The sequence below is a fragment of the Actinoplanes sp. NPDC049265 genome (genome assembly GCF_043197135.1).
Lineage (GTDB): Bacteria > Actinomycetota > Actinomycetes > Mycobacteriales > Micromonosporaceae > Actinoplanes.
The window spans coordinates 117,923-134,270 of the sequence record NZ_JBICSP010000021.1; the positions used below are offsets into that span (position 1 = coordinate 117,923).

At 67.9% G+C, this 16,348-nt stretch carries 16 protein-coding genes; 10 read left to right on the forward strand and 6 right to left on the reverse strand.

Translation table 11 applies throughout. The annotated features are described in order from the left end of the window. Positions 1-50: 50 nt before the first annotated feature. Together ACGFIO_RS36285 and ACGFIO_RS36290 are read left to right on the forward strand one after the other, a co-directional pair. Positions 51-1,097, forward strand: coding sequence for an asparaginase (locus ACGFIO_RS36285; RefSeq protein ID WP_392833772.1), 1,047 nt, complete (start codon positions 51-53; stop codon positions 1,095-1,097). Then, on the forward strand, positions 1,094-1,768 hold the full coding sequence (locus tag ACGFIO_RS36290; protein WP_392833774.1) for a GntR family transcriptional regulator: 675 nt from the start codon (positions 1,094-1,096) through the stop codon (positions 1,766-1,768). The genes ACGFIO_RS36285 and ACGFIO_RS36290 overlap by 4 nt, the downstream gene beginning before the upstream one ends. A gap of 37 nt (positions 1,769-1,805) precedes the next feature. Here ACGFIO_RS36290 and ACGFIO_RS36295 read toward each other — a convergent pair whose 3' ends face one another. Next, the gene (locus ACGFIO_RS36295; protein WP_392833776.1) at positions 1,806-2,543 is read right to left on the reverse strand and encodes an AAA family ATPase; all 738 of its coding nucleotides are present in this window, start codon (positions 2,541-2,543) and stop codon (positions 1,806-1,808) included. Further along, positions 2,531-2,917, reverse strand: coding sequence for an ATP-binding cassette domain-containing protein (locus ACGFIO_RS36300; RefSeq protein WP_392833778.1), 387 nt, complete (start codon positions 2,915-2,917; stop codon positions 2,531-2,533). The genes ACGFIO_RS36295 and ACGFIO_RS36300 overlap by 13 nt, the downstream gene beginning before the upstream one ends. 897 nt (positions 2,918-3,814) lie before the next feature. On the opposite strand from ACGFIO_RS36300, the gene ACGFIO_RS36305 reads away from it, so the two are divergent. After that, on the forward strand, positions 3,815-4,228 hold the full coding sequence (locus tag ACGFIO_RS36305) for a hypothetical protein (protein WP_392833780.1): 414 nt from the start codon (positions 3,815-3,817) through the stop codon (positions 4,226-4,228). Here the strand turns inward: ACGFIO_RS36305 and ACGFIO_RS36310 are convergent. The 3 genes from ACGFIO_RS36310 to ACGFIO_RS36320 are packed head-to-tail and all read right to left on the reverse strand — an operon-like array spanning position 4,217 to position 6,848. Further along, a complete protein-coding gene (locus ACGFIO_RS36310) occupies positions 4,217-5,263 on the reverse strand; it encodes an SDR family oxidoreductase (protein WP_392833783.1) in 1,047 nt (348 codons plus the stop codon). The genes ACGFIO_RS36305 and ACGFIO_RS36310 overlap by 12 nt on opposite strands. Then, positions 5,260-6,165, reverse strand: a complete 906-nt coding sequence (locus ACGFIO_RS36315) for an SDR family NAD(P)-dependent oxidoreductase (protein WP_392833785.1) — start codon at positions 6,163-6,165, stop codon at positions 5,260-5,262. Before ACGFIO_RS36315 ends, ACGFIO_RS36310 begins: the two co-directional genes overlap by 4 nt. Positions 6,166-6,182: 17 nt before the next feature. Then, complete coding sequence (locus ACGFIO_RS36320) at positions 6,183-6,848, reverse strand: hypothetical protein (protein ID WP_392833832.1); 666 nt, start codon at positions 6,846-6,848, stop codon at positions 6,183-6,185. A gap of 164 nt (positions 6,849-7,012) precedes the next feature. On the opposite strand from ACGFIO_RS36320, the gene ACGFIO_RS36325 reads away from it, so the two are divergent. The 6 genes from ACGFIO_RS36325 to ACGFIO_RS36350 all read left to right on the forward strand — a co-directional run bounded on the left by ACGFIO_RS36325 (position 7,013) and on the right by ACGFIO_RS36350 (position 13,808). Then, positions 7,013-7,477 (forward strand): MarR family winged helix-turn-helix transcriptional regulator, encoded by a 465-nt coding sequence (locus tag ACGFIO_RS36325; protein WP_392833787.1) that lies wholly within the window; start codon positions 7,013-7,015, stop codon positions 7,475-7,477. 454 nt (positions 7,478-7,931) lie between these two features. Beyond that, positions 7,932-9,020 carry a cytochrome P450 gene (locus ACGFIO_RS36330; protein ID WP_392833789.1) on the forward strand — a complete coding sequence of 363 codons (1,089 nt, stop codon included), beginning with the start codon at positions 7,932-7,934 and terminating at the stop codon, positions 9,018-9,020. Between the two features lie 31 nt (positions 9,021-9,051). Continuing rightward, positions 9,052-9,249, forward strand: coding sequence for a ferredoxin (locus ACGFIO_RS36335; protein ID WP_392833792.1), 198 nt, complete (start codon positions 9,052-9,054; stop codon positions 9,247-9,249). Between the two features lie 3 nt (positions 9,250-9,252). Beyond that, complete coding sequence (locus ACGFIO_RS36340; RefSeq protein WP_392833795.1) at positions 9,253-10,425, forward strand: NAD(P)/FAD-dependent oxidoreductase; 1,173 nt, start codon at positions 9,253-9,255, stop codon at positions 10,423-10,425. Between the two features lie 36 nt (positions 10,426-10,461). Then, positions 10,462-12,264 (forward strand): flavin-containing monooxygenase, encoded by a 1,803-nt coding sequence (locus ACGFIO_RS36345; RefSeq protein WP_392833798.1) that lies wholly within the window; start codon positions 10,462-10,464, stop codon positions 12,262-12,264. Then, positions 12,261-13,808, forward strand: coding sequence for a hypothetical protein (locus ACGFIO_RS36350; protein ID WP_392833800.1), 1,548 nt, complete (start codon positions 12,261-12,263; stop codon positions 13,806-13,808). Before ACGFIO_RS36345 ends, ACGFIO_RS36350 begins: the two co-directional genes overlap by 4 nt. A gap of 3 nt (positions 13,809-13,811) precedes the next feature. Here the strand turns inward: ACGFIO_RS36350 and ACGFIO_RS36355 are convergent, their stop codons facing one another. Next, entirely contained in the window at positions 13,812-15,209 is a 1,398-nt protein-coding gene (locus ACGFIO_RS36355) for an MFS transporter (RefSeq protein ID WP_392833801.1), read from the reverse strand. Positions 15,210-15,253: 44 nt separating this feature from the next. On the opposite strand from ACGFIO_RS36355, the gene ACGFIO_RS36360 reads away from it, so the two are divergent. Next, positions 15,254-16,021: an SDR family NAD(P)-dependent oxidoreductase gene (locus ACGFIO_RS36360; protein ID WP_392833802.1), complete on the forward strand. Its 768-nt coding sequence runs from the start codon at positions 15,254-15,256 to the stop codon at positions 16,019-16,021. Positions 16,022-16,348 lie beyond the last annotated feature (327 nt).

The following is a 16,348-nucleotide window of genomic DNA, read 5'->3' on the forward strand; positions in this document are numbered from 1 at the left end:
TTTATATAATCGGTGAAAGCCTAAGTCAATAGAAGAGGCAGGCGATGGGGATGAGCACGGAGCGGGTGGCGGTCGCCTCCCTCGGGGGCACGATCACGATGACCTCGGCGCCGGACGGCACCGCGGCATTGCCGGTGTTGACAGCGACCGATCTCGTCAGCGCCGTGCCCGGGCTGTCCGGCGCGGCGGAGGTGACCGCTCACACAATCGCGACGATCCCTGGCGCCTCACTGCCGGTACCGACCGTCCTGGAAGCCCTCTCCTGGGCGCGTCGCGCCGTGGACGACGGCGCCCGCGGCGCGGTGATCGTCCAGGGCACCGACACGATCGACGAGTCGGCCTACCTCATGGATCTGTACTGGGACCGCGACGCCCCGCTCGTCGTCACCGGCGCGATGCGTACGGCCCGGACGGCCGGCGCCGACGGTCCGGCCAACATCCTGGCCGCGACTCGAGTCGCCGTCTCGCCGGCGTCGCGGGCGCGTGGAGTCCTGGTGGTGATGAACGACGAGATCCACGCGGCCTCGCGCGTACGCAAGACACGGTCGAGCGGGCTGAACGCGTTCCGCTCCACCGCCTTCGGGCCGCTGGGATACCTGGAGGAGACCGCCGTCGTGTACGGCAACAGCATCCGCCGCATCCAACCGCTGCCGGCCCCCGGCACGAACCGCCATCCTCGCGTCGCGCTCATCGGGACCCACCTGGACGACGACGGAGCACTGCTCGATCTCGTCGTCGCGTCCGATTACCAGGGAGCCGTCGTGGCGGCCTTCGGCGCCGGCCACGTGTCCGAGCAGCTTGCCCAAGCCGCTTCGCGGGCGGTGGCGGCTTCGAAGCCGGTCGTACTGGCCAGCCGCACCGGCGCCGGTACGACCTTCACCCGCACCTACGGCTTCGCCGGGTCCGAGTCCGACCTCCTGCGCCGGGGAGCAGTCCTGGCCGGCTGGCTCGACGCCACCAAGGCGCGCCTGCTGCTGGCATGCCTGATTTCCGCATCTTCTAGCATGCAGGAAATAGAATCGGAGTTCCGGCGGCGAGGGCAGCCCTCCGCGCCGGTTCTTCGTGCGCCGGCCGAACGCGACAGGGAACACGCATGACATTAGGTCGACTGCCCGTCGGTCAGGCCGGCAAGCAGACAGCGCACGGGTTCGTCCTGAACACCCTCCGCGACGCCATCCTCAACGGCGCCCTTCCCGGTGGCACCCGGCTGATCCAGGCCGAGATCGCCGGACAGCTGGAAGTGAGCATCACCCCGGTCCGCGAAGCTCTCCGGGATCTCACCGGCGAAGGCCTCGTCGAGTTCGACGCGCATCGCGGCTCCCGCGTGCGCAGACTCAACCTGGCCGAGGTCCGGGAGCTGTACGAGCTCCGAGTCACCCTCGAACCACTGATGGTGCGCCGGATGATCACGTCGATGACGGAACAGGCGCTCGCCGAGGCCGAGCGGCTGCTGCGCCGCATGAAGAAGACCCGGGACAACGTGACCTGGTCCGAGCTCAACCGTCAGTTCCATGCCCTCTTCGCCGAGGCCGACAAGGACAGCCGCCTCGCCCTGATCCTCTCCGGCCTGCGGGACAGCGCGTCGCCCTACGTCAGCCTGTCCCTCGGAGCCGGCACCGACCGCCGGGTTGAGTCGGACGCCGAACACGCCCAGCTGATCGAGCACTACCGCGCTCGCGACTACAAAGCCGCCGTCCGGCTGACCGTCCAGCACCTGAACACGACGCTCGCCACCATCGAACAGGCTCACGACGAAGGACTTCTCTGACTCGGCCGAACCTCCTGGGAAGGGTCGGGGGGCCGGATCAGACATCGCGAAAGCGGAATACGGCCTGGCCGGCCAGGGTGACTGCGGCCGCGGCCAGGGTGCGGATGATGAGCCCGGAGGCAGGGGTGACGGTGCCGTCGACCGGGACGACCGCGTACGACGTTTGGCCGGCGGTGATGGGCCCGAGTCGTCCGAACAGGTCGCCGAGGATGCCGGGCAGGCTGGGGCCGAAGGGCGGGGACGAGTAGCAGAGCGCCGACGAGGGCGGCCAGGCTGGTGGTGGCGGAGAGTTCGTGGAGGGTGATGCCTTCGGCGGCTGCGATTTTGCCGACGGTGGCGCTGTCGGTGCCGGTGACCAGCAGCGGCGAGTCGGGCTGGGTGGCGAACAGGATGCCGCAGCCGGTGAGGGCGCGGGCCAGGGTGTCCGGTGCGGCGGTGCGGACGGTGACGGCTTGTGAGGTGTTGTCCTCGACGAACTGGTGCAGGGTGGTCTCGCGATGAGCCGGCCCTGTCCGACCACGATCACGTCGTCGGCGGTGAGTTCCAGTTCGGACATCAGGTGGCTGGAGAACAGGATGGTGCGGCCCTGGGCGGCGAGGTCGCGCATGAGGGTGCGCATCCAGCGGATGCCTTCGGGGTCCAGGCCGTTGAGTTGTTCGTCGAGCACGAGCACGCCGGGGTCGCCGAGTAGGGCGGTCGCGATGCCGAGTCGTTGCTGCATGCCCAGGGAGAAGTCCCCGGCCCGGCGTGCGGCGGCGCTGCTCAGGCGGAGCAAGTCGAGGACCTCGTCGACCCGGCGGCGGTCGAGGCCGGCAGCCTGGGCGAAGCTAGCAGGTGGTCGGCGGCGGCGCGGTGCGGATGAACGGCGCGGGCGTCGAACAGCGCGCCGATGGTGCGGGCGGGGTGATCCAGCTCCCCGATCCGCCGGCCCCCGATGGTGATCGTGCCGGCGGTCGGCTTCGACAGCCCGAACAGCATGCGCATGGTGGTGCTCTTACCGGCCCCGTTCGGCCCGAGGAACCCGGTGACGACACCCGGCCGGGCGGTGAACGACAGGTCATCGACCGCCAGCTTCGCGCCGCACCTCTTGGTCAATCCCCGAGCCCGGATGTCGGCGCCCTCCGGCGGGCTGCTTCTCAACTTCGCCATGCCAACAAAGTATACCCTGCAGTGCACTTTTCAAGACGGGTGCCCCTTAGTGGGTGAATCATCAGGTCCTCAGCAGTGGGCGACTAAGTCACGTGACTGACCAGGGATGCGGCCTGTCTACGGTGGGGCTCGACATTGGACTCGGCTGTCATCTGCTCCGGCGAGCTCCTAGCAGCCGGCTCATTTCGTCCAGGTGGAGCGACAGGTCTCCTGATAACCGTGATTTGTCCAAGATCTGTCAGTCGCTGAAAGTGACCGCATCGTCACGGGGTGATTAGTGTGTCGTGATGGACGCCGTTCCGGTGAGTCGTCTCGCATCAGCGCGGATCCTCCCGCCGGCGCAGATGGACGTGTTACAAACGCCATCGGGGGCGGTTCGCCGAACGCTGCTGGATGAGGGCAGCTATCTAGCCGCCGTCTTTCGTTAAGCCGGGTGGTTGGTCGGGTTTGCTGGTCGTGGTGGTTTTGGCCTTGGTGATGTGGTTGCGGGCAGGCGGTGTCGCCCGGCCGTTGGCGGGGTTGCTCCATGGTCCGGTTGTTGGTGCGGCGGATTCCGTTGTCAGGTGACGGGTTCGGGTAGCGCGTTGAGGCGTTCGAAGGCGCGGCAAGACGGTCTTCCCGCTCGTCACGTACGCGGTCAGTCAGCTCGGCCGCACCGAAGAGGTCTACCGGCATTCGTGCCGCGGCGCCCGGTTCGGTGAGGCCCTGGCGATCCGCGGCGAGGAAGCCGCCGACAGCCTGCCGACCGTACGGGACTGGCTGTCGAAGACGGGGCTGAGCTGAGTCGCGTTGCCTCTGGTGTCCGGCACGCGGTAGGGCCAGCCCAGCTCCCGTCCCGAGGGCGACCCGCGCGACCTGATCGACCGGGTTTCAACGTAAGTGGGACTGCTGTGACAGTTGACGTCAAGACCCGCCCGCCCGGGCCGCCGCCGCGTCCGCTCCACCCGGCGCCGGGCTGCGGCGCCGTGGTGGTTCACCCTGCCGGCGCTACTGCTGTTCGCTTTCGTCGTGCTGCTCCCCAGCGCCCGGGGTATCTACTACGCCTTCACCGACTGGGACGGCCTCGACCCGGACTTCGCGGTCGTCGGTCCGCGCAACTTCACTGCCATGACCGATGACACCGACGCCCTGCAGGCGGTGTGGCACACCCTGCTCATCGCCGTGGCCATCACCGTGATCCAGAATCTCCGAGGAAATCTACGAGGCCGCCGCCATCACCCGCGCCGTGGCGGGCCGTCCACCAAGGTCATGAGACGGACGATCCGCGCCGGCCCGGCTTCCGGGACGTGCCCGTTGCACTCACAATCCTGATCGTGCCCCGGACGGCTCCGGTTCGTGGTCGAGCGCGAGGAGGCTGCGGGCAGAGTCGATGATCGTCTCGCGGGTGGGCCGCGGCCGCCAGCCGAGGGCGCGGGTGGCCTTGTTGAGTGCGGGTTCCCGATAGACGCCGGCTGTCGCGGACATCTCGCGCATCGGCTTGACCACGAGACTGACCGTCTTCAGCAGCCACGTGGGAATCTGCCAGGTCGGGATCTTCGCTGCGGCTTGGCCGAGACCGGACCGCAGCATCTCGGCGATCTCCGCCATGGAGACATAGCCGCCGGCGGCGATGAACCGCTGGCCACCGACGTGCTCGGCGGTCATCGCCATGATGTGCAGCGCGGCCAGGTCACGTACGTCCACGACGCCCGACTTGATGTCGGGCAGGAACGGGAGCTTCCCGTCGAGCATCGCCTTGATGAGGCCCAGGGAAGGGGAGTGTCCGGGGCCGATCGCCGGACCGAAGATACCGGTCGGATTGATCGTGACGAGTTCCAGCGGGCCGCCCTCGTCGTCCATGAACCTCCACGCCGCACGCTCGGCGAGGGTCTTTGACTTCACGTACGGGGTGATCGGCCCATCGACGTTGGTCCAGACCGTCTCGTCGAACGGCCCGGCGCCTGTATGGCCGAAGCCGATCGCCCAGAAGGAGGACGTCATCACCACCCGCTCAACGCCGGCGTCGCGGGCGGCGCGCAACACGCGCAACGCTCCGTCACGAGCGGGAATTATCAGCTCGTCCTCAGTCTTCGGCGCGACGGCGGGAATTGGCGAGGCGATGTGCAGCACGTAGCGCATTCCGTCGGCGGCGGCGGCCCAGCCGTGGTCGCTGCTCAGATCGGCGGCGACGACCTCGAGGTGCGCGTCCGGGCTCACACCCGCGGCATCGACCGCCGCTCGCACCTCGGCTTCGCGCCGCAACGAGCGCACCGTGGTTCGGACGTGGTAGCCCTGCTCCAGGAGCTGCGTGACGGCATGCCGGCCGAGGAAGCCCGTCCCGCCGGTAACAAGCACCTTCTCCGTCACGACGCCTCCCGGTTGGTGAACGTGGCCGCATGCCCGGCGGCGGTCGGAAGTGCGGTGAGGGCGAGGATGCTCGCCGTCCGTTCGTAGACCCGTGCCGCCAGGGCGCGGTCCTGAGCCGTTCGCGGCGGCGTCGCGGCGGCGCCCTTGGCGAAGAATCCTCCGTTGGGTGCGGGCGCCTTGGCCGCCGACGCGATGAGCATCGGGGTGCGTGCCGCCTTCTCCGGCGTCTGGGCGAACAGCCCGCCGACCGAGGACGCCAGCTTCAGCATGCCCCCGGCCTTGGTGTGGAAGCTCGACCGGATGACGCCGGGGGTGGCACTGTAGGCGGTGATGCCGACAGGCATCCGGGCGGCGAGCTCGGTAGTGGCCAGCAGGCTGGCCAGCTTGGCGGTGCCGTAGACGGTCATCTGGGAGTAGTGGTCGCGCCAGGAGACGCCGGTGACGTCGGGGTCTGCTGAGTCGAGGCGTCCGCGACCGATCAGGTCGGTGGAGATGTTGATCACGCGAGCGTCCGGGGCGAGCAGGCCGTCGGCGAGCAGCAGGTGGGTCAGCTGGAACGGAGCCAGGTGGTTCAGGGCATGGGCGCGCTCGACGCCGTCGGTCGTCTCCGCGTAGCTGGCGAAAGCCGCGCCCGCGTTGTTGATGAGCACGTCGACACGGCCGGCGACGTCACGCAGGCGGCTTGCGAGAGTGCCGACGTCGGCACGGTCGACCAGGTCGGCATGCAGGGCTCGGACCGTACGGCCGGGGGCGGCCGCCTTGAGGCTCTGCTGGACTGCTTCCGCGCTGCGCGGGTCGCGGGTCACCGCGATGACTTCGAAGCCGGCGCCCAGGAGCTGTCGTGCCAGCTCTCGGCCGAGGCCACCGGCGGCGCCGGTGATAACGGCGGTACGTGTGTGCATCAGTGATGCCTTCCTCTTCAGCGGGAGACTTGCAGGGTGAAATCGGCCTCGTGGCCGTCGTCCGTGCGCCGGACGGTCGGCCAACCACACGGCGAGCCCTTGGCGAGGCGGATCCCGATGTCGTTGATGTTGGTGAAGGGACTGCGCCCGCGTTCGGCGTACGGCGGCAGGGACTGGACGTGCGCGGTGAGATCGTCGGGCAGGAAGAGTTCGGTCGTGAGGACCGTCTGCCCAGCGCGGGCCACCCGGACGTGCATGTGCGGAGTGCGTGGGGTATACCAGCCCGGCACGACGGTTTGGAACTCGACGCGGCCTTCGGAGTCGGCGACCTGCCCGCCCCGCAGGAACCGCTTGGCGTCCGTCGGCCGGGACCGGCGCATCTTCAGCGTCAGCAGCGGCGGCATCTTCTCCGAGCTGTAGCCCAGGAAGCCGGAGTACTTGCCGTTCGGACCGCAGTGCCAGATCTCCACGCCGACGCCGGCCAGCGGCGCCTGCGTTTCGGCTTCGACGACGCGAATCCGCACCAGAAGTGGAGCACCGTCGACGTCCTCGCGAATGTCGCGACGGTGCGGCGGTCCAGGGATGTAATAGGGGCCCAGCCCGTGGTCGGCCGCGGGGTCCGTTGTGCGGCCGGCCACGGGCTGGATGCGCTCTCGGTTGTCGATGCGGCCGAGCAGCAGCATCAACACGCGGCGGCGAGCCCGGTCCCGGGCCGTCCCCGGTCGTTTCACGGTGGCTTCCATGATGCCTCCTCGTCCAGGTAGTTACTTGGACTGTCCAAGTCTCTAAAGACTCGCCAATAAAGTTGGAGATGTCAAGTGTTGGATAGTCCAAGTACCCTGTGGCGATGAACGACGAGACGTTTATCTACCAACTGCTGCAGCAGTTGCACGCCATGGACGACGCGGTCAACGCCGGTATGCACGACATGATGACCGAGTTGAAGCTGACCCCCGCCTTGGCCGACATGTTGTGGCAGCTGGACCGCGCGGCCCCGCCGCCGTCGATGCGGCAGATGGCGGCCAGGTTGTCCTGCGATCCGTCCACCGTGACGTTCCTCGCCGACCGGCTGGACCGGCTGGGCTACGTGACCCGGGCGCCTACGCCCGGCGACCGGCGCACCAAGGCGCTCCACCTCACCACCCAGGGCATCGAGGCCCGTCGACGGCTGATCGGTGCGGCGACGACGCGGATGCCGATCACGCGCTTGACCGTCACCGAGCAGTGCCGCCTCCTCGCTCTGATTACCAAGGCATTGGGAGTGCCGGCGGGAAGCCCGGGCGAGAAGTGGGACGCCGAGCAGGGGCGCTGATTCAGCCAAGACTCCGCCGGCCACGCCCGCCGAGGGCGAACCTCGGGTAACGGGGCGGCGCCTACCTTCACCACGTCCTGCGGAGCAGAGGATCTCGGGAGCGCAGGTGGGTTATCCCCACCGTGTGGGCCGGCTCGCCGCCACTCTCGACCGAACACATGCCCGAGGCGTGATCACTTCCGGAGTGGTAACCCACCTCCTGGCCGTTCTAAAACTTTTATACTCCAACTATTGACTAGTCCAAGTCTCACCAAGATTATGGATGCAGGCGATTTGAGACTCCAAGTATCTCTTTGGGGGGTACGACCCGCCCTCGCCGCACTGTGGCAATGAACCGTTCCCGCACCAGATCGGTGGTATATCCATGTCCGATGTAGGCACTGTCAACTTTCGGGATCCCGCTCATCCGATCGAACCGGCGCCCGAGTTCGCTCACTATCGCGATCATCAGCCCGTGCTGCGGCTGAACCGGAAGACCATCAGCGGCAAGCTGACCACCTTCTGGATGATCACCAGGTACGCCGACGTCCGCGAGGTGCTCAGCAGCCCGCATCTCAGCAATCGCATGGACCCGAACGAGGCGGCGCTGAACCGGCCCGGTGTCCTGCCGGCGCTGGACCCACCGGATCACACCCGGGTGCGGCGGATGCTGACCCGGGAGTTCACGGTCAAACGGATGAACGCCCTGCGGCCGCGGGTTGAGGAGATCGTCGACCGGTTTCTCGGCGACATGGTCGCCGCCGGGCCGCCCACCGACCTCATGCAAGCTTTCGCCCTGCCCGTACCGTCGTTGGTCATCTGCGAACTGCTCGGCGTTCCGTACGAGGAGAATGCCTACTTCCAGCAGTTGAGCGTCCGATTGCTCGACCCCGAGGTGACCGGCGCGGCGAACGCCGAGAACAGCCGGCGGTTGACGAGCTTCATGGCGGATCTGGTGGCCCGGCACCGCAAGACCCCGGGCGACGACATCCTCAGCTCGCTGATTCGCGAGTACGGCGCCGAGGTCAGCGACGACGAACTCATCGGCATGGGAACAATCCTGCTCCTGGCGGGCCACGAGACCACTGCCAACACCATCGGGCTCGGCATTCTGCTGCTCAGCCAGCACCCCGAGCAACTCGCGCTGGTCCGTGACGACCCCGGCGTGCTGCGGACGGCCGTCGAGGAGATTCTGCGTTACCTGTCGATCGTCAACACCGGCGTTCCGAAGCGGGTGACCAAGGACATCATGGTGGCGGGTCAGCTTATTCCGGCCGGCGATCTGCTGATGGTCTCGCTGCCGTCGGCGAACCGGGACGAAAGCGTCCTGCCCGCCGCGAACGTCTTCGACGTCACCCGCTCGCCGGGCGCCCACGTGGCCTTCGGCCACGGCATCCACCAGTGCCTCGGGCAGCAACTCGCTCGGATGGAGCTGGCGGTCGCCCTCCCGGCCCTGCTCAAGAGACTGCCCAACCTGCGCCCGGCGGTAGCCGAGTCCGAGCTGCCGTTCCGGTCCGAGTCCGCGGTCAACGGCTTGCACCAGTTCCCTGTCACCTGGGGATGACCCCACCTACCGGTCAAGAACGGAGAATCTCATGAACATCCTTGTGGACGAGGCCAAATGCGTCGGGGCCGGTCAATGCGTGATGGCTGCGCCGGAGGTCTTCGACCAGAGAGATGACGACGGCATCGTCATTCTCCTCAAAGAGCGGGCCGACCCGGACGACCTCTCCGTGATTCGTGAGGCGGCGGCGCTGTGTCCCGCAGCGGCCATCATGATGCGGGGGGACTGAGCGATGATCCTTGTCGTCGGCGCCTCGGCGAGTGGTCTGAGTGTGGTGGAGGCGTTGCGCCGCAACGATTTCGCGGGCCGGATCGGCCTCGTCGGAGAAGAGCCGCAGCTGCCGTACGATCGGCCGCCGCTCTCCAAACAGGTGCTGGCGGGGGAGTGGGTACCGGAACGGACGGCTCTTCGTCAGCCCGAGCAGGTGCGGGCACTCGACGTCGAACTCCGGCTCGGCCAGCGCGCGACGGGTGTCGACCTCGAGAATCACGCCGTGGATCTCGCGGACGGCAGCCGCATCCGCTACGACACGCTGGTCGTCGCCACCGGTCTCACCCCACGGCAGCTACCAGGTCAACAGGGTCTCCACGGCGTTCACCAGATCCACAAACTGGACGACAGCTTGGCGTTGCGGCAGGAGCTACTCACTGCGCGGCAGGTCGCCGTCATCGGTGCGGGCGTGCTGGGCTGCGAGATCGCTGCCACCGCCCGAGGACTCGGGCGTGAGGTAACCCTCATCGATCCGGCCACGACCCCGATGTTTCGCCAGATCGGCCCCTGGCTCGGTGGTCTGGTCGGCGAGATGCAGACACGCCAGGGTGTCCGTCTGCTGACGAACACATCGGTGCTGGGCCTGGAAAGCGAGCAAGGCCGGGTGACGGGTGTACGGGTCGGGCGGAACACCGTGGTCCCGGCTGACGTCGTCGTGGTGGCCATCGGCGGTGTTCCCGCCACCGGATGGCTCGCTTCCAGCGGTCTACGGATCGAGAACGGAGTGGTCTGCGACTCCCAGTGCCGCGCGGCAGCCGATGTCTATGCGGTCGGCGACGTGGCCAGCTTCCATCACGTGGACTACGACACCCGCATGCGACTGGAGAACCGTACCAACGCAACGGAACAGGGCATCTTCGTCGCGGCGGCGATAGCCGGTTCGGATCGTCCGTACCGGCCCGTGCCGTACTTCTGGACTGATCAGTACGAAAACCGCATTCAGGTACACGGCATCGTGCCGCCGGATGCGGCCGTCCGTGTCGTGGAGGGCCTGCCCGCCGACGACAAGTTCGTGGCGGTGGCCGAGTCGAAGGGCCGGGTCGCGGCGGCGATCGGCTGGAATCACCCCCGCGGCGTGCGCAGCTTACGCCCGCTCGTGCTGGACGGCATGACCGCCAGCACGCAGCCCCGCTAGGCCTCGTTCATCAAGCTCCCATTCTTAAGGATCACCATGTCTTCTAGTCCCTCGAACGCACAGCTCGGCTTCGATCCCGATGAGTTGCGGGCAAGGTACCGGGCGGAACGCGACCGGCGCATCCGCCCGGACGGTCCGGCCCAGTACCAGAGCGCGACCGGTCAGTTCAGCTACTACGCGACGGACCCCTACACCGAGCGCGCCGAGCGCGATCCGGTTCGGGACCGGGTCGAAGCACTGGTCATCGGTGGCGGTTTCGGCGGGCTGCTCACCGGAGCGCGACTGCGACAAGCCGGCCTGCAGGACATCCGAATGCTCGACGAGGCCGGCGACTTCGGCGGAACGTGGTATTGGAACCGCTATCCGGGCATCCACTGCGACATCGAGTCCAGCGTGTACATGCCACTGCTGGAGGAGATCGGCTACGTCCCGAAGTGGCGTTATGCGCCCGGCGAAGAGATCCGGCAGCACGCGATGGCGATCGCCCGGCACTTCGACCTCTATCGGGACGCGCTCTTCCACACCCGGGTCACCGAGCTGCGCTGGATCGAACCCGACGCCGAGTGGCTGGTGACCACCGATCGCGGTGACGAGATGCGGGCCCGCTATGTCGTGGTGTCCCCCGGCATCCTGAGCAAGCCGAAGCTGCCGGGCATAGCCGGCATCGAGAATTTCCGCGGGCACACCTTCCACACCAGCCGCTGGGACTACGGCTACACAGGTGGTGACCAGAATGGCGGGCTCGAGAAGCTCGCCGGCAAGCGAGTGGGTGTGATCGGCACCGGAGCCACCGGTATCCAGGTCATTCCCCACCTCGCTCGCGATGCCCAACACCTGTACGTCTTTCAGCGCACACCGTCGTCCGTAGCCGTCCGTGACAACCGTCCCACCGATCCAGCGTGGGCGGCCTCCCTGCGGCCGGGCTGGCAACAGGAGCGGATGGAGAACTTCTTGACCGTCGTGACCGGCGGCAACGCCGACCGGGACCTTGTGGCCGACGGTTGGACCAGCAGCGCACGACTGCACCGCGCCATGCTGACCGGCACGGTCAGATCCGATCTCTCCGCTGAGGAACGCGAATACCTGGACGAGATCGCCGATTTCCAGAAGATGAATGAGATCCGGGCCCGGGTCGACGAGGTGATCACGGATCCGGCCGTCGCCGAGGTGCTCAAGCCGTGGTACCGCTACATGTGCAAGCGGCCGACCTTCAGCGACTTCTACCTCGAGACGTTCAACCGGCCCAACGTGACGCTGGTCGACACCGCCGACACGGGGGGCGTCACCGCGATGACGGAGAACGCCGTCGTCGTCGGCGACCGAGAGTTCGAGGTCGACTGCGTCATCTTCGCCACCGGCTTCCAGGTCGGCGTCTCCGGCATCCTGACCGGCGCTCTTCCCGTACGGGGCCGCGGCGGCAAGGCGCTACTGGACGCCTGGCGTGACGGACCGCGCACCCTGCACGGCTTCTACAGCCACGGCTTCCCCAATCTCTTCCACCTCGGCACGCTGCAGAACGCCTCGTCCGTCAACCTCGTACACATCCTGCTGGAGCAGGCGAACCACATCGGCGCCGTGGTCGCCGAGGCGGCCAAGTGCGGGGCGCGCTGGATCGAGCCAACCGCCGAGGCGGAGCAGGAGTGGCTTGACACCTTGCGGGAGAAGGCCCTGGAGACGTTCAAGTTCAGAAGCGAGTGCACGCCGAGCTACTTCAACAACGAGGGCAAGCCTTTCACGCGGGTGACGACGTACGGACCCGGCCCGATCGCCTTCCATGATCTGCTGCTGCGGTGGCGCGCTGACGGCGGGCTGAACGATGTCCTGGTGGAGGCGAAATGAGCACGCGAAGGGCTTCCCGGCCGGGGCCGTTGCGAGGTTCCAACGGGATCGCTTTCGGCCCCGACGGCCGGCTGTACGTCTGCGAGTACCTCGCCGGACGCGTCAGTGCCGTCGACCTGGCAACAGCTGAGGTCACAACGGTCACTGAACCGGACGGGCCAATTCAGTCCCCGGACGACCTCGCATTCGACGCGCACGGCGCGATGTACATCACGGACCTGGTGCCCGGCCGGGTGTGGCGGCGCAGCCCGGATGGTGACTTCGCGTTGGTCTCGGATCAGGTGCGTGCGCCCAACGGGATCGCGTGCGTGGGCGACCGGCTGTTCGTCAATGAGATGGTCGTCGGTGGCCGCCTGCTGGAGTTGGGCGGCCGTGAACCGATCGAGCTCGCTGCCGACCTCGCGATGGGCAACGCCATGCAGCTCGGCCCGGACGGCTGCCTCTACTACCCGCACATGCGAACGCAGAAGATCTTCCGCATCTCACTGGAAGGAGGTGTGCCCGAGCTCGTCGCGTCCGATGTGCACCAGCCCGTTGCCGTCCGCTTCGATCGTGGCGGCGTCATGCTGGTGCTCTCCAGCGGCGTGGAAGGCATCGTGACGCGAATCGATCTGTGGGGCGACGGCGCCCGGTCAGTGATCGTCAGCGGCATCGCCGGGCTCGACAACGCCGCGTTCGACACCGAGAACAGGATGTTCGTGTCGAGCTTCGCGAGCGGAGGCATCACGGAGCTGCACCCCGACGGGCGTACCCGCGAGGTAGTGCCGCGCTCCCTCACCGGCCCCTACGGGGTGACCGTGGACAGCCGGGGGACAGTGCTCGCCACCGACCACTACCGCCTCGCCGAGACGCGTGAGCACGACGAGGACGTCACGACCGCCGAGATGCTCTATTTCGTGCACGGCATCGCGGCCGACGGCGACGTCCTGCATCTGACGTCGCAGTACGGGGACGTACGCACGTACGATCGGGCGTCGCGCTCTGCCCGCACCCGGGTGGCCGGCCTCGACCAGCCGATGGGCATCGCGGTACGCCCGGACGGCGTGGTCGCGGTCGCCGAGGCGGGCGCCGGCCGCGTCCTGGCCGTCGGTGTCGACGACACCCGCACCATCCTGGCCGACGGCCTGGGGCATCCCGTCGACGTGGCCTTCGACGCGGCTGGGGTCTGCTATGTCAGCGACGAGGAGCGTGGCGCGGTTTACCGCATCGACGACGGGCTCCCGGTGCCCGTCCTCGAAGATCTCGAGTCGCCCCAGGGCATCGTCGTGAGCGGGGAGGTGCTCTTCGTCGTGGAGGTCGCGGCCCGGCGAGTGCACGCGGTCGAGCTCGGCACCGGGCACAGCCAGGTCCTGGCCGACAAACTCCCCGTCGGCCCACGCCGATCCGGAGCCGCGCTCTTCACCCAAGGCATGCCCGCGATGCCACGGCCGTTCGCCGGTCTCGCCGTGGCGGCGGACGGGTCCCTCCTTCTCGGCGCCAACAGCGATGGCGCCATCCTGACCCTTCCGCCGCCGTCTCGTCCTTCGATTCCGGCGAATCCGTGACGGCTAGTTCTGGACCTCGGCCGGGACTCGCGCCGCCGCGCGCCCGCTGTCGCGTGCCGAGGGCAGGGCCAGGGCGGTCGCAGCGGCCAGGGCTGCCACCCCGGCGCAGCTCCAGAACGCGGATGTGAACGTCTTGTCGGACGGCGCGCCGTCCGACAAGACGATCGCGATGATGACGGCGGTGCCGATGCTGCCACCGATGGTCCGCATGATGATGTTGATCCCGGTGGCCTCCCCGGTCTGGGCGGCCGGAACGATGCCGATGATGGCGTTCGACATCGTGGCGAACGACAGGCCCAGGCCGCCGCCCACCAGAGCGCCGGCGACGAAGACCTGCCAGATCGCGTCATGCGCGAGGGCGAGCAGCACGAACGCCGCGGTGACCGCGGCGGCGCCGAGGAACATCGTCGGCCGGGCACCGATCTTACGAAAGAGGATGCCGGCCAGCGGGCCGCACACGGCCATCAACGCGACGACGGGCAGCAGGCAGAGCCCGGCTTCCGAGACCGACCCGGGTCGCCCGGGTTGCTGAAGAAACATCGGGATGACGAGAAAGGTGCCGAACATCGTGAAGCCCTGGATCAACGCGACCACGTCGGTGACCCACACTCCGCGCTTGCCCATCAGCCGCAGGTCGATCAGCGGTTGTCTTCTTCGCAACTCCACGAGTGCGAAGACGATCAGCATGCCGCCTCCCAGGGCGAACAGGGAGAGGATTTTCGCGTCACCCCAACCCCAGTGCTGGGCCTTGCTGACAGCCAGCAGCAGAGAAGTAAGCGATATCGACAGGATCGCCGCCCCCGGCCAGTCGAGCCGGTCCGGCGTGAGCGACCGGGAAGCGGGAACGCCGAGGATCACTCCGATCAGCGCGGCGAGGACAAGGACCAGGGGCAGCCAGAACAACGCTCGCCACGAGAGGAATTGCACGATCGGCCCCGCGGCGACGATGCCCACCCCGCCACCGATGGCGAAGGTTGTCGACAGCAGGCCGACGATGACGCTGACCTTGTCAGGCGGCAACTCGTCGCGCACGACGCCGATCGACAGCGGCAGGATCGAACCGGCCGCTCCCTGCGCGACGCGAGCGGCGATCAGCACGGAGATGGTGGGCGCCAGCGCGGCGAGCGTGGTGCCCGCGGCCATCACCACCAGGACGCCGATCAGCACGTTCCGCTTGCCCATGAGGTCGCCGGCGCGGCCGAGGATCGGTGTGAGCACCGATGCCGACAGCAGATACGCGGTGAGCACCCAGCCTGTGGCGCCCGGGTCCGCCGCCAGGCTGGCGCCGATGGCGGGCAGGGCGGGTGACACCAAGGACTGCATCACGGCGAAAGCCACCGCGCCCAGCGCCAGCCACAGGGTGATCAGCACACCACCGGGCTTCTGAACATTTCTGATCATGAATTCTGCCAGCCCTGTTCGGTCTCAAGAAAAGTGAGAAATGGATGGTCACACGCATGGACAAAACTGCGGATCGTTTCGCCGGCCGCACGGTCGTCGTCACCGGCGCCGGCTCCGGCATCGGGCGCGCGACTGCGGTACGCATCATTGCTGAGGGCGGCCGTGTGGTCGCCGTGGACGTCGACCCGACGCGGCTGGAGGAGCTGGTGGGAGAGTGCGGCCCCGCGGCGGTGACCACGATCGACGGTGACATCACCGACCCCGCGATGGCGCAGAGAGTCGTCGCGGCCGTGGATGGCCCCATTCACGGCCTGGCCAATGTCGCCGGCGTCATGGACGGTTTCGTGCCGCCGGCGGAGGTCGAGGACGCTTCGTGGGAACGCGTTTTCAGCGTGAACGTCACGGCCGTGATGCGCCTCACGCGAGCCGTGCTGCCCGTCATGATCGCTGCGGGTGAGGGTGCGATAGTCAACGTCGCGTCGGAGGCGGCATTGCGCTCGTCGGTAGCCGGAGCGGCGTACACGGCGTCGAAGCATGCACTGGTGGGCTTCACCGGCAGCGTCGCCTTCTATCACGGCCCGCAGGGCGTGCGAGCCAACACGGTGGCGCCTGGCGCGACCCGGACCAACATCGCAGCCCGGCCGAGTTCCGAGTACGGGTCGGCCGTTTCTCGGCCGGTCATCGCCGCGACCATGCCCGCCGCCGCGCCCCCCGAGCCGGTTGCCGCCGCGATCGCCTGGTTGCTCAGTGACGATTCCCTGAACGTCAACGGCATCGTGTTGCCGAGTGACGGCGGCTGGTCCGTGCGCTGAGCAGGACGCCGGTCGGCGGATCACGCCGGCCGGCGTCGCCGGATCGAGTCGGTAAGCCACCGGCACATCCCCCTTCGACCCACTTGCCTTGGACTCTCCAATACTTGGTTAGTCCAATATCGTGGCCGAATAATACACTTGGAATCACCAAGCATGGGGTGTGGGCCCGCCGCTGACGCGCACCCGATCCACCCGCTGCGCCTCTCCACGAGGACCCGGGGCCGACGATGCCGGAATGATGGCCGGGGTCGATGGATGGGCGGTCCGCAGACGCGCGGTGTCCACCACGCACTCCGCCCTCTGAGACGAGGTCATGGACGCCCGGTG